This window comes from Oxalobacteraceae bacterium OTU3CAMAD1, from assembly GCA_024123915.1.
Taxonomy (GTDB): Bacteria; Pseudomonadota; Gammaproteobacteria; order Burkholderiales; family Burkholderiaceae_D; genus Rugamonas.
The window spans coordinates 5,214,354-5,234,587 of record CP099650.1; the positions used below are offsets into that span (position 1 = coordinate 5,214,354).

At 64.0% G+C, this 20,234-nt stretch carries 18 protein-coding genes; 5 read left to right on the forward strand and 13 right to left on the reverse strand.

From position 1 onward, the window contains the following. Positions 1–145: 145 nt before the first annotated feature. Entirely contained in the window at positions 146–1,186 is a 1,041-nt protein-coding gene (locus tag NHH88_22095) for a hypothetical protein (GenBank protein USX12371.1), read from the reverse strand. 187 nt (positions 1,187–1,373) lie between these two features. Between NHH88_22095 and NHH88_22100 the strand changes: the two genes are divergently transcribed. Then, on the forward strand, positions 1,374–2,324 hold the full coding sequence (locus tag NHH88_22100) for a LysR substrate-binding domain-containing protein (protein ID USX12372.1): 951 nt from the start codon (positions 1,374–1,376) through the stop codon (positions 2,322–2,324). Positions 2,325–2,360: 36 nt separating this feature from the next. Here the strand turns inward: NHH88_22100 and NHH88_22105 are convergent, their stop codons facing one another. From NHH88_22105 to NHH88_22155, 11 genes are all read right to left on the reverse strand, one after another. Continuing rightward, positions 2,361–3,272 carry a LysR family transcriptional regulator gene (locus NHH88_22105; GenBank protein ID USX12373.1) on the reverse strand — a complete coding sequence of 304 codons (912 nt, stop codon included), beginning with the start codon at positions 3,270–3,272 and terminating at the stop codon, positions 2,361–2,363. A 96-nt stretch (positions 3,273–3,368) separates the two neighbouring features. Next, positions 3,369–4,541, reverse strand: a complete 1,173-nt coding sequence (locus tag NHH88_22110) for a prolyl oligopeptidase family serine peptidase (protein USX17399.1) — start codon at positions 4,539–4,541, stop codon at positions 3,369–3,371. Between the two features lie 16 nt (positions 4,542–4,557). Continuing rightward, on the reverse strand, positions 4,558–5,517 hold the full coding sequence (locus NHH88_22115; GenBank protein ID USX12374.1) for an NAD-dependent epimerase/dehydratase family protein: 960 nt from the start codon (positions 5,515–5,517) through the stop codon (positions 4,558–4,560). Continuing rightward, positions 5,514–6,512, reverse strand: a complete 999-nt coding sequence (locus tag NHH88_22120) for a fumarylacetoacetate hydrolase family protein (GenBank protein USX12375.1) — start codon at positions 6,510–6,512, stop codon at positions 5,514–5,516. Before NHH88_22120 ends, NHH88_22115 begins: the two co-directional genes overlap by 4 nt. Positions 6,513–6,551: 39 nt before the next feature. Continuing rightward, positions 6,552–7,316 (reverse strand): SDR family oxidoreductase, encoded by a 765-nt coding sequence (locus tag NHH88_22125; protein USX12376.1) that lies wholly within the window; start codon positions 7,314–7,316, stop codon positions 6,552–6,554. 4 nt (positions 7,317–7,320) lie between these two features. Next, positions 7,321–8,604, reverse strand: a complete 1,284-nt coding sequence (gene hisD, locus NHH88_22130) for a histidinol dehydrogenase (protein ID USX12377.1) — start codon at positions 8,602–8,604, stop codon at positions 7,321–7,323. Positions 8,605–8,634: 30 nt separating this feature from the next. Then, entirely contained in the window at positions 8,635–9,378 is a 744-nt protein-coding gene (locus tag NHH88_22135; GenBank protein USX12378.1) for an SDR family oxidoreductase, read from the reverse strand. 8 nt (positions 9,379–9,386) lie between these two features. After that, positions 9,387–11,279, reverse strand: a complete 1,893-nt coding sequence (locus tag NHH88_22140; GenBank protein USX12379.1) for an NAD(P)/FAD-dependent oxidoreductase — start codon at positions 11,277–11,279, stop codon at positions 9,387–9,389. 80 nt (positions 11,280–11,359) lie between these two features. Further along, positions 11,360–11,713: a Rieske (2Fe-2S) protein gene (locus tag NHH88_22145; GenBank protein USX12380.1), complete on the reverse strand. Its 354-nt coding sequence runs from the start codon at positions 11,711–11,713 to the stop codon at positions 11,360–11,362. 2 nt (positions 11,714–11,715) lie between these two features. Beyond that, positions 11,716–12,651 carry a VOC family protein gene (locus tag NHH88_22150; GenBank protein USX12381.1) on the reverse strand — a complete coding sequence of 312 codons (936 nt, stop codon included), beginning with the start codon at positions 12,649–12,651 and terminating at the stop codon, positions 11,716–11,718. A 23-nt stretch (positions 12,652–12,674) separates the two neighbouring features. Further along, on the reverse strand, positions 12,675–13,796 hold the full coding sequence (locus NHH88_22155; GenBank protein ID USX12382.1) for an FAD-dependent oxidoreductase: 1,122 nt from the start codon (positions 13,794–13,796) through the stop codon (positions 12,675–12,677). 230 nt (positions 13,797–14,026) lie between these two features. On the opposite strand from NHH88_22155, the gene NHH88_22160 reads away from it, so the two are divergent. The 4 genes from NHH88_22160 (at position 14,027) to NHH88_22175 (ending at position 19,271) form a co-directional block, all read left to right on the forward strand. Next, positions 14,027–15,283 (forward strand): MFS transporter, encoded by a 1,257-nt coding sequence (locus NHH88_22160; protein ID USX12383.1) that lies wholly within the window; start codon positions 14,027–14,029, stop codon positions 15,281–15,283. Between the two features lie 63 nt (positions 15,284–15,346). After that, entirely contained in the window at positions 15,347–16,285 is a 939-nt protein-coding gene (locus tag NHH88_22165) for an SDR family oxidoreductase (protein USX12384.1), read from the forward strand. Positions 16,286–16,335: 50 nt separating this feature from the next. Next, on the forward strand, positions 16,336–16,869 hold the full coding sequence (locus NHH88_22170) for a PepSY domain-containing protein (GenBank protein USX12385.1): 534 nt from the start codon (positions 16,336–16,338) through the stop codon (positions 16,867–16,869). A gap of 98 nt (positions 16,870–16,967) precedes the next feature. Then, the gene (locus tag NHH88_22175) at positions 16,968–19,271 is read left to right on the forward strand and encodes a TonB-dependent receptor (protein USX12386.1); all 2,304 of its coding nucleotides are present in this window, start codon (positions 16,968–16,970) and stop codon (positions 19,269–19,271) included. Here NHH88_22175 and NHH88_22180 read toward each other — a convergent pair. Then, positions 19,211–20,185, reverse strand: coding sequence for a rhodanese-like domain-containing protein (locus NHH88_22180; GenBank protein USX12387.1), 975 nt, complete (start codon positions 20,183–20,185; stop codon positions 19,211–19,213). The genes NHH88_22175 and NHH88_22180 overlap by 61 nt on opposite strands. Positions 20,186–20,234 lie beyond the last annotated feature (49 nt).

The following is a 20,234-nucleotide window of genomic DNA, read 5'->3' on the forward strand; positions in this document are numbered from 1 at the left end:
AAAGGCCACCGGAAACGAGCGTAATGGAAGACTTTAAGCGCGGGAAATTGATTCGAGCGATACGGCCCATCGCATTCCGAAATACCGGCCGCCGCGCGCCACTGCGGCCCGACACACCGCGCCGCGGACGCCAACGGCGATTTTTCTACTTGCCAACCCAGGGCGAACGCGCCCCCGGCGCGCCGAGATTGACCATGATGTGCTGCCCCTGGACCTGGTTGTCATACACCCGGTGGATCTCGGCGACGGCGCCGGTTGCCGCCATCGCCCGCAACGCCGGCGCGGTCTTGCCATCGCGGCGCTGCTGCGCCAGCAGCTTCTTGTAGGGCGCCAGCATTTCATCGGGGACGAAAGCCGATTCGGTCGGCGTGGTTGCCAGGTAGGGCTCGCTTTCACCATGCACGACCGCCTGGCTGACCACGATGCCCTGCACTTCGTCGACGATCTGCGTGCGCGCCTTGCGATCGGTGGGACGGAACGGCGGGCTGCCGCACGGAATCGGCACCGTGCCATCGGCATTGGCCCCGTTGCCGCCCGCCGGCGCTTGCCCGGCCACTTCCTTTGCTACCTCCGGATGCTCCGCCACCACCTTGCCGTTCTCCATCAGGACACAGGCTGGCGCGGCCTTCAAACCATCGATGCGGGTGTCGAAAATACTCCGCCCCTGGCGCAATAAAACCGAACGCTTGGGCAGGCGACTCGCCTCCACCGTTTTCGTCCACTCGGCTGGAATATCCTTCATCATGCTGCCGCTATACTGGAATCCACCCTGGCCGCGCGAACGGTTCTCGAACAGCTCCAGCTCCGCGACCTTGCGGCCGTTCGCTTTCAGCCTGCCATACAAGAGAGTTGAATACTTCCCTTCTTCAAGCGTGGCAATCATGAACAGTTGTTGCGACGCGGGGTCGATGATGTAGAAACGGTCGGAAACGCCGGTGGCGGTCTGCCACGCCACCATCATGTTCAACGCCGAGGCGACCGAGTTCTCGGTGGCCGCGTATTCTTGCGCCACCGGCACCCTGGACGGGTCGCGCGCCGAGATCGAATCGAGCACCAGGTCGGCCAGCCCCTTGAGGCAGGCCCGGTCGCAACTACCGGCATCCTGGGCCAGTACGCCGCCCGCCAGGAACAAGCCGGCCGTCCCCAATACGGCGGTGGCGATGCGCAATGTCATTCTACGTTTCATGTTCAATCCTCTTTTTCTGTGAAGAATGCAAGCTTACCAGCGTAATATCGGCCATCGAATGGTTTTGGACGATGGGAAGTATCGGAAAAAGTCATGGGGAAATCGATACGCGCCGGGGCCGGCGCGCCGCGCATACCCGGAGGGCGGCGGCCATCGTTTCGCGCGATGGCGGGCATGGGAAAATACGATGGTCGACCGCGCCCGAGTGTTTACACTGCACGCCATGCGCTATCACCGACTCGACCTCAATCTGTTGCCCGCCCTCCGCGCTTTGTTGACGGAAAAAAACGTCACCCGCGCCGGCGATTCCTTGCACGTAACGCAGTCCGCCATGAGCGGCATCCTGGCGCGGCTGCGCGAATTTTTCGACGACCCGCTGATCGTGTCGGTCGGGCGCAAAATGGAGTTGACGCCGCTGGCCGAAAGCCTGGTGGACAAGGTCAACGACCTGCTGGTGCAAGTCGATTCGACGCTGGCATCCCGGCCCGATTTCTTGCCCGCGAATTCGCAGCGCCACTTTTCGATCGTCTCGTCCGACTACACGGTGTCGGTACTGCTGCTCGATGTGCTGCGCCGGTTGCATGTGGAGGCGCCCAACGTCACCATCGCCATCCGCCAGCCTGGCGACGCCACCTTGCCGGACCTGGAGGCGGGCGACCTGGACTTTCATATCTCGCCGATGGGGCAGCTGTCCGACAACCACCCTTCCGCGGTGCTGTTCGAGGATTCGTTCTGCGCCGTGGTCGATCGCGGCAACGACCGCGTCGGCGACAGCCTGACCGTGGAACAATATCTTTCTCTCAGCCACGTCGGCTTCGAATACAAGGGCCTGCCGATGTTCGACCGCTGGTTCGCCAGGATGCACAGCGACCGCCGGCGCGACGTGAGCGTCGGCCAGTTCAACTTGCTCGCGCCGATGGTGGTCGGCACGCAACGCGTCGCCACGCTCCATACCCGGCTTGCGATGCGCGCTTGCGAGCTGCTGCCGGTGCGCATGGTCCAGCTGGAATTTGAAACGCCGCGCTTCGCCAACCTGATCCAGTGGCATCGCTATCGCGATCTCGATCCAGGCAGCATTTGGCTGCGCGACAAGATCATCGCGTGCGCGCTGGCCATGCCGCCGCTGCCCCGTCCCTAGCAGGGCGACAGTCATCGGCCACTTTTCTGAGGCACGCTACCTGGTCACCGGGGGCATCGCCTGGGCAGCCTTGATAATCTTGTTTCTCAGCCAGGCGCTGCCAAGGTCGATGTCGCGATAGTTATGCCATTGCAGCACTTCAGACAGGCGGGGAATCGGGAACAGCGGCTTGACCAGGCGGATCGGCATGCTCGCCGCGTACAGCCGGGCCAGGCGGGAGTGGACGGTCGCGATCCTGCCGGTCCCCAGCACCAGGAAGGGCAGCAGATTGAACGTATGCGTCATGACGTCCACCTTGCGCCGGTCCCCCTGCTCACCGAACCAGTTCTCGAACATCGCCGTGCCGTGGTGGGTGAACATCACGTGGCGGGCGGCGAAGTACTGGTCGAGCGTGATGCTGTCGCCGATGTCGCGGTTGTCGCGGTCGACGACGATGCTATAGCTGTCCTCGAACACGGTATGGCTGGCGTGCTTGTCGGAGATCATTTGCTGCGGCGTGATGATGAAATCGACGCTGCCCTCCTCCAGCCGCTCCGACGCGTCCGGGCTGGGATTGAGCAGTTCGATCGTCACGCCGTCCGTCTCCGCATGCAGTTCGCGCAGCACGCCCAGCATCAGCACCACCGCCACGTAATCGGAGGCGATGATTTTGAAGTGGCGCTTGCTGGTCGCCGGATCGAACACCGGTCTGGTGCTCAGTGTGTTGTCGATTCGCACCAGCAAATCGTTGATCGGATCGACCAGGCTGGCGCCCAGCGGCGTCAATTCCATCTTCCGGCCCACCGTGACGATCAGCGGGTCGCCGAAATAATCGCGCAAGCGCGCCAGCATGCCGCTCATCGAGGACTGCGTCACGCACATGATGTCGCCGGCCTTGGTGACATTTTTTTCGGCAAGCAGCTCTCGCAGCGCGAGCAGCAGGTTGAGGTCGAGTTTGTGTCGGCGCATGGCAGTGGAAACCAGGGAGGCACCCGTCGGGGCAATCCGCTAGTTTGCCACATTTCACGGCGCGTCCCGCCAAAGCGCCGGCGGCCAGACACTTCCCTAGCCGCCCAGCCTGCCGCCCAGCCTGCCGCCCAGATGCTCGGCTATCCAGTCGGCGATGAAGGCGCCGGCATTGGACATGTTGTCCAGGCTTACATGGTGCACGCCGCCCTCCCGCTCCGTGAAAATCTTCAGCGCCCGCTTCGGACTGTTGATCATCTGCTCGTAGGTCTGGTGCGCGTACTCGACCGGGATCTGGCGGTCCTGTTCGCCGTGGGTAACCAGAAAAGGCACGCTGATCCTGTGCAGGATGCCGTTCAGATGGATCCGCTCGGCTTTATGCATGAAGTCGTCCATGTCGGCCGCGCCCCACACCCAGCGCACATGATCCCAATAGTGGGGTACCGGGTTTTCGCCTTCGCGGTTGAGGCGACGTTTCTGCATCTCGCCCCAGTGATGGTTGGCCCCCCATACCGCGCCCAAGGCGAAGCGTGGCTCGAAAGCCAGCGCGCGCGGCGTGTAGTAGCCTCCCAGCGAAACCCCCATCATACCGATGCGCTTGGGATCGATGTCCGGCCGCGTCTCCAGATAGTCGATCACTTTGCCGGCCCATGCTTCGCTTTCGACCTCGGCCGGCATATCGTGCAAGCGCAGTGCCTCGCCGCTGCCCGGTTGATCGAGATACAGGCAGGCGATGCCGCGTTGGGTGAGCTGGCGCGTGATCTGCGTGGCCGCCAGCATTTCCTTGGTGCTGTCGAGGCCATTGACGATGAGCACCAACGGCAGGCGCTCGCCGCCGCCTTGCGGGCGAATCAGGATGCCGCTCAGATGTGCGTGCAGGTAAGGGATTTCCACCCGTTCGGAGCGCGCCCCCATGAGCTTTTGGGCTTGCTGGAAATAGGCGACGTAACGGCGATACAAGGCAATCCGGGGTGCGTAGCCGTGCGCCTGCATCCGCTCGGCGCAGGCAAAATACTGCACCGCGCGGTCGAGCTTTTCGCCCGCGCTGAACCGCCGCCCGCGCGCCAGGTCGTCGTCCGCCAGGCCAACCAGTTTATCGCCCATCGCGACCCACGCGGCAAAAAACGCTTCCGTTCCCGGGTCGGCCCCGCGTGCCGCGATGTCCAGCAATGGCCGGCATACCTCGTCGATTTCACCGATCCTGCCGCCGCCCTCCAGCGCCGCGTTGACCGCCAGGCTCCACACATAGTTGGTGGGGAAATATTGAAACATCGACATGGCTATCTTTCTATTCAAGGCGGCCGGCCGCTTGCGCCGTCGCGTTATGGATGAGTTGTTCGAGGCTGCCGTCGTGCCGGAAACCGACCCGCTGCGCCGCCGAGGCGTCGAGCGGCGGCTGGCGGCCGAATCCGGCCTCCAGCCGCTCGTCCGGCTCGTAGCTCACCAGGTCACGGCGGTCGTCGCCGTACACGCGTGCCAGCCCCTCGACCAGTTGCGCGACCGTCAGCCGCAACACGGGCAGCGTGTAGTCGCGCCGCGCCGCCGCCAGCGCCGGCGCCAGCGTGGCCGCCGTCAGCAGATTGTCGATGCAGCAACCGAGCGACATCCACCAGGCAACGGCTTGGGGGGACACCGGACAAATGAAGCGTTCGCCGGCGGAAAGGCGCCAAAAGATATCGCTCATGAATGCCGACAGCAGCCCGGACGGCCCCTGCGGGCGCGCGACGATGCCCGGCAAGCGCACGATGCGGCCATCGACGAAGCCGCGCCGGCTATGGTCCCGGACCAGGATTTCGCCGGCCAGCTTGTGCGCGCCGTAGCTCAGGTGCGGCCGCATCGGCGTGGCGTCGTCGATGCTGTCCGGCAGTGGCGCACCATAGACCGCGATCGTGCTCGAGAAAACGAATACCGGCGCGACGCGCTGCAGACGGGCCCGTTCAAGCAAGGCGATGGTGGCCCCGAGATTGACTTCCAGCCCCAGTTCGAACTGCTGCTCGGCCCGACCACCTGGAATGCTGGCCAGGTGAAAGATCACATCGGTCGCCTGCGCGAACGCGCGCTCGAGCAGGCCGGCATCGGCGATGCTGCCCTCGCACCGGCGCACACGGGCGTCGATGGGCGCTGCGTCGAAATGGATGTCGAGCAAGGTCAGCGTCTCCACCCGGCGCCGGCCGAGACCGCTGTCGAGCAGGCGCCGGGACAGTGCCTTGCCGACAAATCCGTTGGCCCCGGTGATCAGCACGTTCATGCCGGCCTCCCCGCGTTCGCACCGGGCACCACGCGGTGATCGATCGCGCCGAACACCGAGCGGCCGTCCTCGCCGAGCACTTCCATGCGGATCGTTTCGCCGTATTGCAGGAACGGCGTGGGCGCCGCCTGGCCATCGATCGTATCGACCGCGCGCTGTTCCGCCAGACAGGCCGAACCCACCCGCCGATAGTCGCGATTCGACACCGTGCCCGAGCCGATGACCGTGCCGGCGCCGAGTTTGCGGTTGTAAGCGATATGCGCGATGATTTCTCCGAAGTGGAAATCCATTTCGCCCCCGTTCGGGTTGCCGAACCATTCGCCATTGCGCTCGACCCGCATCTCGAGATGCACGCGGCCGCCCTGCCACGCCGCGCCCAGCTCGTCCGGCGTGACCGCGACCGGACCGAACACCGTGGCCGGCTTGGCGAGGATAAAGCCAAACCCCATGCCGAGCTCGCGGAACAAGTGGGCACGCATGCTCATGTCGTTAAGGATCATGACCAGCTTGATATGGCCGAGCGCCGTCGCGGCATCGACTCCTTGGGGCACGTCGTCGAGCAACACGGCGAACTCGCCTTCGAAATCGGCGTTGTCCGCTTCGCTGGGGAACGGGTAATCGTCGCACGGCCCACGGAAGTCATCGCCCTGGCGCTGGATCAGGATGGGAATCGCCTTGTCCTTCTTGACCGTCAATTTGTAGGCCTGTTCCATGATGGCCCCATGGTTGAGGAAGGCCGACGCGTCGATGAACTGGAATGCGCGCGGCATGGGCGCCGCCGCCTGCGCGGGGGAGAAGTCAAACGCATCGGCGACGGCGCCCCGGTTCAGCCGGTCATAGACCGCCCGCAGCAGCGGCTCGGCGCTGGCCCAGTCTTCGATCGCTGCGCGCATGGTCGGGACCATTTCCGGCGCGTGGCAGGCGCGGCCCAGGTCGCGGGAAACGACCAGCAGCCTGCCGTCGCGGCTGCCATCGTTGAGTGTCGCTAGTTTCATGGTATCAATCTCAAGTCGGAGGTGGTTGGAAGGATGGCGCTATTGCAGCGGACGGCCGCCGTCGACCGGGATCACGGCGCCCGTCGTGAAGGTCAGATGGGTGGCCAGCGCCACCACCGCCAGCGCCACCTCGCGCGGGTCGGCCAGCCGCCGCAATGGCGTGCGCCGCGCCTGTTCGTCGCGCCAGGCCGGGTCCATCGATTTGACGAACTCGGTGCCCGACAAGCCGGGCGACACGGAAACGACACGCACCGCCGGCGCCAGCGCGCGCGCCAGCGATTTGGTCATGTTGTCGACCGCCGCCTTCGAAGCGCAATACATGACATTGCTGCCCATCGCGGTCACCGCCGCGATCGAGGAAACATTGACCACCAGGCCGGCGCCGCCGCCGGCGAGCAGCGTGCGGAAAGCGCGCACGGCGGCAAACGGACCGCGCACATTGGTGGCCAGGATGCGGTCGATGAGTTCATCGTCGAGTCCGTCAAGGTCGGCGTGCGGCACAAAACCGGTGGTGCCGGCGCAGTTGACCAGGATGTCGCAGCGCCCGTACAACTGCCCGATGCGCGCGGCCAGGTCCGCGAGCGCGGCACTGTCGGTCACGGCCGCGGGCAGCGCGGCGTGGGCCAGGCTGGCCGGGGGCAGCGCCGCGACCACGGCGCAGGCGCGCTCGGCCGAGGTGTGGTAGCCCACCACCACGGCGGCGCCCTGGCGCGCCAGTTCGTGGCAGATCGCCGCGCCCATGCCGCCGGCGCCGCCGGTCACGACGGCGACCTTGCCGTCAAGTGCTCGATGCGCAGTCGTCATGGCGTCAGGCCGCTTTCTTCAGGCGGCGCACGCGGATGTCCGCCTGCTCCTTGTGGCCGGAAAAGCGTTCAAGCGCACACAGGCGCGAGCAGTACTCGCCGATCATCACCGACGCCTCGTCGGTCAGGATGCGCTGGTAGGTATGGGTCTTGATGAATTTCCCCACCCACAGGCCGCCGGTGTAGCGGCCCGCGCCCATGGTCGGCAAGGTGTGGTTGGTGCCGATCACCTTGTCGCCGTACGAGACGTTGGTGCGGTGGCCGAGGAACAGGCCGCCGTAATTGGTCATGCGTTCGAGGAACCAGTCCGGATCGTCGGTCATGACCTGGACATGCTCGGAGCAGATGCGTTCGGATTCGCGCAGCATTTCCTCGCGGGTGTCGCACAGGATGATCTCGCCATAGTCGCGCCAGGCCACACTGGCGACCGGCGCCGTGTCGAGCCGCGCCAGCACCGCGTCGATGGCGCCGGGCAGCGCTTGCGCGATCGCCCGGCTGGTGGTCACGCAGACCGCCGGCGAAGTCGGTCCATGCTCGGCCTGGCCGAGCAGATCGACCGCCACCAGTTCGGCGTCGACGCTGTCGTCGCAAATGACCATGGTTTCGGTGGGACCGGCGAACAGGTCGATGCCGACACGGCCGAACAACTGGCGCTTGGCCTCGGCCACGTAGGCGTTGCCGGGACCGACGATCATGTCGACCGGCGCGATATTTTCGGTACCGATCGCCATCGCCGCCACGCCCTGGACGCCGCCCATCACATAGATCTCGTCGGCGCCGGCCATGGCCATCGCGGCCACGATCTCCGGCGACGGCTTGCCGTCGAACGGCGGGGCGCACGCGATCACGCGCTTGACGCCGGCCACCTTGGCCGTCAGCACGCTCATGTGCGCGGACGCCAGCAGCGGATATTTACCGCCTGGGATGTAGCAGCCGACCGAATTGACCGGGATGTTCTTGTGGCCAAGTACAACCCCGGGCAATGTTTCAACTTCCACATCGTGCAGCGACGCCAGTTGCGCCTGCGCGAAGCGGCGGATCTGCGTCTGCGCGAACGTGATGTCTTCGATCGCCTGCGGACTGAGCGAGTCGATGCAGGCCTGGATTTCCTGCTGCGTCAGGCGCAGCGAGGGGGGATTCCATTTGTCGAATTTTTCCGAGTAGGCGCGCACGGCCTGCTCGCCGCGCTGTTCGACATCGGCGATGATGCTCTCGACGATGCTGCGCACTTGCGTATCGAGTTCGGCTTTCGCCTCGACTGATTTTCCCTGCTTGAGATACTGGATCATGGTGTCACCTGGTTGAAATGGTTGATTGAATTAAAAGACGACGCCGCCATCGACGTTCAACACCTGGCCGGTCATAAAGCCGGCCTCGTGCGATGTCAAGAACGCCAGCGCGCCGTTCATGTCCTCGGGTACTTCGGTACGTTTGATCAGTTGGCGTTCGCGTACGGCGGCAAACAGCGCCTCGGGCAGTTCGCGCGCCGCGCTCTCGGTGCGCGTCAGCCCTGGTGAAATCCCATTGACCGTCACCCCCGTGCCGCCCAGCTCCGCCGCCAGCGCCCGCACCATGCCCATCGAGGCCATCTTGCTGGTGGTGTACGAGAAAAAGCCTGGCATGGGCGTCGACGTGGTGCTGGAAATGACGTTGACAATGCGGCCGAACCGGCCCTCCACCATCGATGGCGCGAACGCCTGGCTCAGCAGGAACGCCGCTTCCACGTTGATGGCCATGACCTGTCGAAACTCGGTCAGCGACAATTGCGCGAGCGGGTTGAGCGGAATAAACGCGGCATTGTTGACCAGGATGTCGCAGCTGCCGAAACGCGCCAGGACGGCGGCGGCGAACGCCCGCACCGCCAGCTCGTCGGCGAGGTCGCAGACCACGCCCAGGCACTGGCCGCCCAGGTCCGCGATTAGTCCTTCGAGTTCGGCGCACGGGCGCAGGTCCGCGATCGCGATGTCGCAGCCCTCCGCGGCCAGCCGCAGCGCGAAGGCGCGGCCGATGCCGGAAGCGCCACCGGTCACGACCGCGACACGGCCTTGATGATTTTTTTTCATGGTGGTTCCTAGGTGTTGTTGGTGGGGGCCTTGGCCGCCTTGCGGCGGCGAAACGGCAGCGACATCAGGAAAGGCAGCGTGCGCAGGCCGAGCAGCTTGAGGCCGGAGCGGGCGGCGGCGCCATCGAGTTTGGCGACCATGGGCATGGTGCCGAACGACTTACCGGTGATCACCAGGGAGTCGCCGTCGCGCCGGATCTCGCTGACCGTCATCAGTTCAGCGTTGTCGGCGCCATACAAAGTCATGCCCGAGGTGTCGGCCCGCGCCGGCGCGGCGCCGTTGGCCAGCACAATGGTCCGGCTGGCGCCGTCGGCGCCGTTGATCAGGCGCTCGAAATCCATGCCAAGGAATTCGAACATCTTGATCGCGGTCGCGCGACCGGCGCCGAACACGCCGCCGCCGGGATGCATGAACGGGCCGACCAGGTACAGGCGCTCGATGCCTGGCACGCCGAACTGCCCCAGGTCGGGGGTGGGCCGGTGGCTGAGCGTCTGGTAGAAATACGGCGCCGCTCCGTGCACGTCGCCGCGCACCATGCTGTTGGGCGAACCGCGTTCCAGATCGAGCGGCGAACAGATCGTGCGCGCGATGATGTTTTCCGGCGTCAGGTTGGCGACAAATTTGCGGTAGGCCTGCAGGCTCAGGTCGCCGATCTTTTCCTTGATCTCGTCCCAGCGGCCGGCGCCGCCTTCGGCGAGATCGTACGGGGCGAAAGTAATGCCATGGAACATGCCCTTCCCCGCTGGAACGCGGGTTGGATCGCCGTAGCTTTCATCGCCGCCGGCGATCAAACGGCGCGGGGTGATGCGCCCGCGCCGCAGACCGTCGAAGTCGTCAAGCATGTCGGCCAGGCTGCTGGTGCTGACCATCTCGAGCATCGTCGCCTTTTCCACCTCCTCGCCGGCGTAGAATTTCGCCTGCTGGCGCAGGTCGTAGTGGCTGACCATCAGGCTGAACGGCGCCAAGGCCACCTTTTCGGCGCGTTTGAGGATCGGCTCCTTGATGCCGGTGACGAACTGGCGCAGACGGTGCGGATGGATGGCGCCGATCACGCCGTCGCACGCCAGTATTTGCTCGCCGCTGGCCAGTTCGACGCCTTTCGCCACCCCGCCCGCGACCACGATCCGGGTCACTTCGCTGTTGCAGCGCACTTCGCTGCCGTAATGCTCGATGCAACGCACCAGCGCTTCGCTGAGCTTGCCGCTGCCGCCTTCGGGCTGCGACACGCCGTACGTGTGGATGATGCCGGGCATCAGGAAAATGCCCATGCCCGTACCGAGTTCATCGGGCATTTGCAGATTTTCCGACACCAGCCGCAGCAGGTGGATCTTGACCTTGTCGCTCTCGAACAGTTCGTTGGCGATGTCGAGGCAGCTACGCTGCATGTAATTGAGCATCTCGCGGCCCTCGTCGTTCTGGTCGAGCATCGCGATCAGACCACCCAGCGGGGCCGGTGGCACGTACAGGCCGGACATAAACATGGGCAACAGGCGCATGCTGGCCTTGGCGAACGTGCGATAGGCCTCGGCATCGCGCGCCGAAATTCTGGCGATGGCCGCACAGGTCCGGTCCAGATCCTTGTACGTGATCAACGTACTCTGGTCGTCGAAGATCGTCGCGTGCGGCACCTCGGAATAGTTGTATTTGAGGCCGAAGCGCGAGAGCAGACCCAGTTCGTCCTGGCGCAGCATCGGGTTACCCTGGATCATGATATGCACGCTGGAGTGCTCGTCGTGCCAAAAGCCGGGGGTGTTGAGTTCGCGCGTTGACACGCCGCCGCCGTACCAGGCCTTGCTTTCCAGGACCAGCACGCGCTTTCCGCCCTTGGCCAGATAGGCGGCCGCCACCAGGCTGTTGTGCCCCGCGCCCATGGCGACGATATCGAATTCGGGATTGCTCATCACTGCTTCCTGTCTCTGTTTTCTGTTGTTGATCGACACCCAAGCGATCTTACGAGTGTGCCGTGAATGAGAAAAATCGTTTATTGCGATGCCAGGCATCGCAGATGGCGGCGCGCGATCAACACGTCGCCCTGTTGGACCCTGGCCGGGATGCCGGTCAGCGAACTGCCCTTGCACGGCCCGTCGGTGCACACGCCGCTGCCGATATCGAAGCGCGCGCCGTGCGCATAACACATGATCTGGCGGCCGTCGTGCGACAGGAACCGGTGCCGCATGTACTCCATCCGGCTGTCGTTGTGCGGACAGCGATTGAGATAGACATGCACCTGCCGGCCGCGCCGCACGGCCAACACGGTGTCGGCCCCCGATTGGCAGGGGTCGAAGCCGCGCGCGGCGCCGTCGGCGATGTCGTCGAGACTGCAAAGGCGATACATGCTCAGTGCTTGTCGCCGCTCGGGAACCAGGGCTCGCGCAGCGTGAACAGGAACACCTGCGAAGTGTCTTCGGCCGCCTTGATTTCGCGCGCCACCCAGCTGTCGTCGTGCACATCCATGTCGGCGTCGTACTCGATCGTTCCGCCAAGCGGCGAATTGAAGTACCAAAACCAGTTCGAGCCGAAGATATGACGCCCGGGTCCCCAGAATGTCTTGTAGCCCTTGCCGGAAAAGCGCTGGCCGGCGCGCAGCAGCTCGTCCGCGCTGCCGACGTGGAACGTGAAGTGATTGATCCCCTTGAGGAAGCCGGGCGCCTCGATCAGGAACAGCGTATGGTGCTCCCGGCTGCCCGCCGGGCGCAGGAACGGCCCCGTGCCGGTGAAACGGTCCGTCACGCGAAAGCCCAGGCGTTCGACATAAAATTTCTCGGCGCGCGCCGCATCCGGCACGAACAGCACCACGTGCGACAGGCTGTGCGGGATGACCGGCGCCGCGTTGGCGTCCGCGGCCACCTGGTTGGCGGGCCGCTGGGGTGGTTGTCCCGGCACATTGACCAGTACCGCCGGCGCCTCGTACGGACGGCGCACGCTGACCTGGAAGCCGATGGTCAGGCCGATATCGTCGACGCAGCGCAGCGAACCGTCGGCGCGCACCTCGACCGGGCGGTCCCTGGACAACTCGGCGCCGATCGCCGACAGCGTGGCGGCGTCGCGCACGCCGTAGATGACGGCGCGGATGTTGGGCGACCGGCCGATCGCGGGCGGCAGTGCCGGATCGCTGTCGTGGCGCACTTCGACCGAAGTGCCGTCGCGCGCCTCGAACACGCCATGGCTGTCGGACGCGGCGATCCTGACCAGGCCGTAGTCCTCCAGGCATCGGTTGCAGGCGGCGACATCGTCCACGCCGAATACGAGGGAATCGGGACCGAGAATATCCATGTTTGTTTTTCCGAAAAAGTCGGTCAGATCGGCGCCGCGAGCGCGGCCTGCGATTGACGCATTAATAGAGAGAACGCCTGTTGCGAATCGGGCGAACGTTCCAGCTCGCCGAGGCGTACGGAGTTTTCGACGATCATCCGGCATCGCGGCAGGCGACGCCGCGTGTAGGCCAGCAAGGCGTCGTTGAGCGGCACCTCGCGGTCCAGTTCTTCGGCCAGCACCAGGGCGTCCTCGACCGCCGCGCCGGCGCCGGAGGCGAGGTGCGGCGTGGTCGCATGGACCGCATCGCCGAGCAGCACGACCCGCCCGCAGTGCCAGGGCGTGGTCAGCAATAATTTTTCCAGGGGGCGGTACAGTATCCGCGACGACCCGTCCAGGCCGTCCCGGATGGCGCCGATCGGGCCGCCGAATTCGGCCAGCGCCTCCGCCAGCACCCTTGGCCAGGTCGACTGTTCTATGAAAGGGTTGTCCGGCACATGCTGGGTGAAGAACAGATACATCTCTTCCTGGGAAATCGGATTGACGCCCGCCTTCGCGGTACGCCCCATGAAAATGTGCGGCCGGTCGATGACGGGCGGACGCGGCAGCACGGCGCGCCAGCAGCCCTGGCCGGTGAATTGCGGCACCGCCGCATCCGGAAACTGGTGCTGGCGCACCTTCGAGTACAAGCCGTCGGCGCCAATCAGCAAGTCGTATCGGCCCGTGCTGCCGTCACTGAAGGTCACCCGGACACCGTGCGTTCCCTGCTCGATCGCGCCGAAGGTCAGCCCAAGGCGAACCTTCACGCCGGCGGCCAGCGTGGCTTGCGACAGGATGCGGGCCAGGACGGGGCGCAAGATGCCCCCGCCGCCGGGGATGGCCGGACCGCCCACGCGCGGTGTCGGCAACTCCATCAGCACCGCGCCGTCCCCGTCGCACAGCCTGACACCGTCCGCGCAGTAGCCTTGCGCCAGGATTTGCTCGATGACGCCGAGCTGGGCGAACGCGCGCAGGGTCGGTCCGCTGATGGTGATGCCGGCCCCGTGGACTTGCCAGTTCGCGTCGAGTTCCACCAGGTCGACGTCGGCGCCGCGCTGGCGCAGGCTGATCGCCGCGGCCATGCCGCCGATGCCGCCACCAACGACCAGTATGTTCTTGTGTTTCATGATCTCCCCGTCAGGTCTACAGTTCGCTGCGTATGTCAAGCATCGTAGCGACAGGCCAAACTTTTTGAAAATCGTTTATCCCGATGGTATCCATCGTAATATCCGGTAGTTCGTCCATGCGTGCCCATGGCTGGCATTCGATACGCCAATGGCCGGCATCAGCATTCCCGATTTCCTAAGCCGATGCGGATTTCCTACTATCTGTACACAGCACATTCATTGGAGACATCGTGACACCCCACCCATTCCAGCAACAACCGACCGCCGCCACAGTTACGGGCGTCAAGCCCGCGCCGGACACCGATGCGCGCTCGCCGCGCCTGATACACGCTATCATTTTGCTGGTCACCAGTGGCCTGACCGTTTTGGTATCGGCCATCCTCGGACCCAACATTCCAATTCTGCAGGCCCATTTCGCCACGCAAATTTCGAATGCGGACCAATGGGTGCCGCTGGCCGTGTCGATTCCGATCGGCGTCTTCGGCATTTGCGCCATCTTCATCGGCGGCCTGGCCGATCGCATCGGCCGCAAGAACCTGCTCGTGTACTCGACGCTGTTCTACGCCATCCTGGGCACCATGCCCTTCTACATCGACAATTTCTGGGCCATCTTCGCCAGCCGGGTGGCGCTGGGCGTGTTCGAAGCGGCACTGATGACCGCCTCGACCACCATGATCGGGGACTATTACACCGGACTGAAGCGCGAACGCATGATGTCGCTGCAAACCACCGTATCGTCCGCGACGGCCACCGTCTTCGTGGCCGTCGGCGCCGCCGCCGGAACGCTGGGGTGGAACGCGCCGTTCGCCATCTACGGCATCGCGTTGTTGCTGTTCCCGTTGATGGTCATTTTCCTGTGGGAGCCCAAGCCGTCGGGCGCGGCCGCCGTCACGTCCGCGGCCGGCATCGGGGTCGCGGAAAAGCCGTTTGAGCCACGCGTCGTTGCGCTGACCTGCGGCATCGGCTTTTTCACCGGCATCGCATTTATGGTTGTGCCGATCAATCTCGCGGTCCTGTACGTCGGCGCCGGATGGCCCCAAGCGGTCGGGACGGGTTACACCCTCAACAGCGCCGGCGTCATGCTCGGAACATTCGTCTTCGGCTGGATACTTGCCGGCCGTGTGAGCGTGGCGACGCAACTGTTTGTGAGCGCCGCGCTCGCGGCCCTGGGCTTTGTCCTCATGGGATCGGCCGCCACGTCCAACGCCTTGACGGTCGGCGCGGTCGTCAACGGCGTGGGATGCGGTCTATTGCTGCCAACGATCGTCACCTGGAACATGCGCTCGCTGCCCTTCTCTCGGCGCGGTTTCGGCACCGGCGCCTTCCAGTCGGCGCTCATGCTGGGCATGGCCGTCAGTTCGCTCGTCGTCGTCACCATGGGAAATATCATGCAATCGCGCGCCGCCGCCGTGGACCGCATCGGCGTGATCCTGGCGCTGGCCGCTTTCGTGGCGCTGCTGGCGGCGTTCAAGTGTCGTGGCAAGTGAGAAACCGGCGATGACAAAGCCCCTTGGCCACAACCAAGGGGCTTTTTTTTATGATGTCCGGCCATGGCCCGCTGTATTCGAAACGCCGATGCGGTGCATCGCCAAATATCATTTTTCGAACCGACCGGGGAGCGCTATTCTCGTCACTGGAATCTGATCGGCACCGATCGGGACGTTGAAAAAATGGGAGATATAGTGAGTGGTGTAATCAAGGAAGCCAAGGCAATTGAGCGCGGCAACAGACTGGCGGGAAAGGTGGCGGTCGTCACCGGTATCGGGGCCGGCATCGGCAGGGGCTGCGCGCTGATGTTTGCGGCACAGGGCGCCCACGTCATCGGTTGCGATATCGATGGCGTTGCCGCGCAGGCGACCGTTGATGCTGCGCTAGCGCTCGGACTGCATGTCGACAGCATGCATCCGTGCGACATGACCGATCCGGACGCGGTGCGGCGACTGATCGCTTTCGCCGCCGACGTGGGCGGCGGCATCGACATCCTGGTCAATGCGGCGGCCTTCGGCGTATTCGAACCCATCGAGACGATGGACTATGAGCGGCACTGGCGCAAAACCCTGGTGGGCGAACTCGACATCGTTTTCCTCGCTTGCCAGGCGGCCTGGCCGCATCTGGTCGCACGCGGCGGCGGCGCCATCCTCAATTTCTCTTCCGCAAACGCCCATATCGCGCTCGACAAGTCGCCCGCCCTGGCGCATTGCGCCGGCAAAGGCGGCGTCATGGCCATGACGCGCCAATTGGCGATGGACGGCGCGGTCCATGGCATCCGGGCCAACACGATCGCCCCGGGCATGATCGAAACGGCCGCTACGCGGTTTCCGTTGGAAAACCTGCCGGGGTTCCGCGACCAGGTGATGGCCAAAGCAATGATCAAGCGGCTTGGTCAACCGGAGGACATCGCATGGTGCGCCGTGTTCCTGGTTTCCGACGAAGCGAGCCTGGTGACGTCCGCTGATTTTTCGGTGGACGCCGGGGCCACCGGCTGGTAAGCCGTCATCACGCTGGCGCCACCGCGCCAGCATTTTTTCAGGAGACAAACATGCGCAACTGGCACCGAAGACTCAGCATCTACGTTGGCGCGCTGATGCTGCTGATCGCCATCAGCGGTATCGCGCTGCAGATTGAAATGATGTTGGTCGACAGATCCAGCCTGCCGGGCGAGGATGACGGAAAGCCGATCGCCGCGGCCGTGGCCGAGGCCGAGATCGAAAAACTGGTCGCCTCCACGCTGGCCGGCGCGCGCCGCCAAACCAAGGGCGCCATCATCGGCCTGGATTTTCGGTTCTTCGGCCCGCGTCCGTCGGTGGAAGTCGTCGTCGCAGAGCCTGAAATGCGCAAGCTAAAACTCGATGCGCGCACCGGCGAACTGTTCGACGCGGAAGCCCGCGAAGACGGTTTTGATTGGCACCGTTTTCTGCTGGACCTGCACCGGGGCGCCATCATCGGCACCACCGGGCTGTGGATCAGCATCCTGTGCGGTGTCGTCCTGGCGATCCTGTCCGTGACCGGGGTTGTGATGTATATCCAGATGTACTTGCGCCGGCGCCAGAGCAAGCCAGGATTTCATTGGTGAACCGTCAAAGCAAGAGAACGTAATCACGCCGTCAACTCAACAATAAAGCACAAGGCTCAGCGCTGATCCAGCTTGACTGACCTGTGCAGGAGACAAAAATGAACATGCAGCACCGCGCCCAACAGCGCCCACAACCTTTCCAAACACGCCACGTTCACCGGGTGGTGCTACGCCACACCGCGATCGCCGCCGTCCTCGGCACGTCCGCCGCCTTCGCCCAGGACGCCGGCTCCGTCGCCGCCACCGCCACCGCCACCGCCATAGACAAGGCGGTGGCCAACACCGGGCAACTGCAGGAAGTGGTCATCACCGCTCAAAAGCGTGTGCAGTCGGCACAAAAAACGCCCCTGGTCATCTCCGTCGTCAGCGGTGAAGAGATCGCGGCGAAGGGACAGAATTCCGTCGATGCGGTGCTGCGCAATGTGCCCGGCGTTGAAGTGCAGGGTCTGGCCCAGGGCGCGCAGGTTTTCATCCGTGGCGTCGGGTCCTCCGTCGACCCCAGCTTTGCCGATCCCGCAGTCGCGCTGATGGTCGATGGCGCGTATTTGGGGCGCACAGAATCGCTGGTGGGCGGCACCTATGACATCGACCGGGTGGAAGTGCTGAGCGGGCCGCAAGGAACGCTGTACGGGCGCAATGCGACAGGCGGTGTCATCAATATACTGACCGCTAATCCGGTGTTGAAGGAACGCAGCGGTTTTGTGCGCGGGCAGGTCGGCGACTTCGGCTTGCGGCGCGGCGAAGGCATGGTCAACCTGCCCATTACCGACGAACTGGCATTACGCTTCGCAGGCTTCCGGGAAAAGCGCGACGGCTATCTCGACGACGGAGCGATGGATGCCGACAGCCGGGGGGCGCGCCTCAAACTTCTTTACCGTCCGAACACCGACTGGTCCGTCGTTGCCAAAGTGGAGTCTTTCCGGGAAAAGGGCAAGGGGGCGAACACGGTGCCCGTCCCCGGGTCGGCAGGCAATCTTACATTCCCACCAACAATTTTCGCTAGCAACTTCGATCCCACGATCGTGGGCGGCGCGCCCTTCACGGGCGGCGCGCCGATATGGCGCTTTCCAAACGGATGGACAACGGCATCGTCGAGCCCGTGGGCCAACGACAGCACCCACGTTCCGGGATACATCAAACGGTCGGCCGATTCCGTGTCGCTGCAGCTTGAAGCGGACCTGGGATTTGCCACGCTGACCGTCCTGCCTGCATATACCAAGGAAGAAAATACCATCTCCAGCAATTTTCTGTTCGGTACGCTCCAAAGTCCGTACCGCGTGGTGACGGTGCCCAACACCTACCGGTCGCTGGAAACCCGACTCGCGTCGCCCGCCAGCTCCCCGACGAAATGGCTCCTGGGCGCCTATTATCTCGGCATTGGCGGCGGTTTCGGCGATGCGCAGACCAGCGGCGATTTCAGTTACACCCAACAATACTTGCCAAGCCGGACAGTGGCGGTGTTTGGACAAGCGACGCAGCCGGTCACGGACAAGTTTCGAATAACGGCTGGCCTGCGTTACAGCCATGACCGCCAAGGCCAGGAATATTCCATCGTCAACGAAGGTACCGGCTTCGCCTTCTCCCAAGCGGAGCGCACCAGCGGCCCGTCGTCCCAATACAAAGCTGGGGTCGAATACGATGTGGCCAAGAATGCCATGGCCTATGCCCACATCGCCACCGGGTTTAAACAAGGTGGTTTGTCGCCAACCATTCCCGCCATATCCTACGATCCGGAAAAGCTGAAGACGTATGAAGCGGGCTTGAAGAGCCGTTTCTTGAACAACATGCTGCAAGTGAACGCGAGCGTGTTTTCATACACCTACAACGATTATCAAGTCACTTATCTTCAAGTGCTTGAGCTGGGCAATACTGGCGCCACGTTGAATTTCCCCACGGTGACGAATACCTCCACCCCTGGCCGCAATCGCGGCGCCGAACTGGGGGTGGACTGGAAGCTGACACGCGATGATCGCGTCAAGGCCGCCTTCACCTATCTCAATGCGAAATATGGCCAGGCATCATTGCCCAACAATCCCTTCTTTAACCAAGGAGCGTTCGAGCTGGAAGGCCGGGTCATGCAGAATTCGCCCAAATGGACTGCAACGCTCGGGTACGAGCACGTCTTTGACGTAAACGGTGCGGAGATCACGGCGGGAATCAATACCAAGTTGTCGACGGGCTATTATGTCAGTGCCGAACAATATATTCCCGGCGCCTACCAGGCCGGATTCAGCAGGACCGACCTCAGTGTGCGCTATATATCGCCGGACGAGAAATGGTCCGTTGGCCTGGCGGTAAAGAACCTCGAAGACAAGGCACAGACAACCTATGTATTCCCGGCCTACCGGCGCTTCGTTACCGCGCCGCGCACGCTGGCGCTGAATGCCGAAATGCGATTCTGAGTGAGTGCGATTGGAAGTCGCGACTGCGAGTATTCCAGCCAGCCCCCGTCATAGACGCTGATGCGGGGCCAGCCCATCAACCATGCATAGAAAAACGCCATGGACGCACGCCAACCAGTACCGCAATAGAATCCGATGAGCAGTTCTTCGACAATGCCATGCTCCTGCCATTGCAGCGCGATCTCGGCGGCCGGCTTCATGCGGCCATCGGCAAGATGGTAAGCGCTCATGCTATTGACGTCGCCATCGACCCCGGCCCTGCCCCATCGCGCGCCGGGAATATCCCCGCGCGCCGCGATATAGCTGTAGCCGGATACTTTGCCAAGGAACTCCGCCTCGCTGCGGATGCTGACCAATGCGGCATCGGTGGTGGCGACCAACGCACGTGCCTGGCTTGTGCCGATCAGATATTCGGGATGGACGGGGAACGCGACACCGAAATCGGCGATCGCGTGGTGGGCGGCCCGATGAACAGGCCCTCGCGCGCAGATGTGACCGCCCGCCTGCCACAGCGCGAAGCCGCCGTCGAGCAGACGCACATCCTCCACGCCCGCGTAGAGCAGCAGATGCGCCAGCCGCGCGGCGGCCAGGTTGTTGCGGCCGTAGAGGATGACCGTGATGTCGTGGCGCACGCCGTGCGATAGCAGCAGGCTTAACAGCACCTCATCCCCGACCTTGTTCCACAGCGGTTCGCATTCGAAATCGCCGGTATCGATGTACGAGGCGCCGGGGATGTGGGCGTGTTCGAACAAGGCGGCGCCGCCGCAGCCGACCTCCAGCAGGCGCCAGTTGGCCGATGGCCGGGCCTCGACCTGCGCGCCATTGATCAGCATCGCCAGCCAGGCGGGTGCGACCAGCTGGCGCGGCCGCGCCAAGTCCGGACGAAACTGCGCGGCGACCTTGTTTTCCTGCATATCCTGGCGTTCCAATACATACCGTTGTGGGGATCAGGGCGGTATTTTA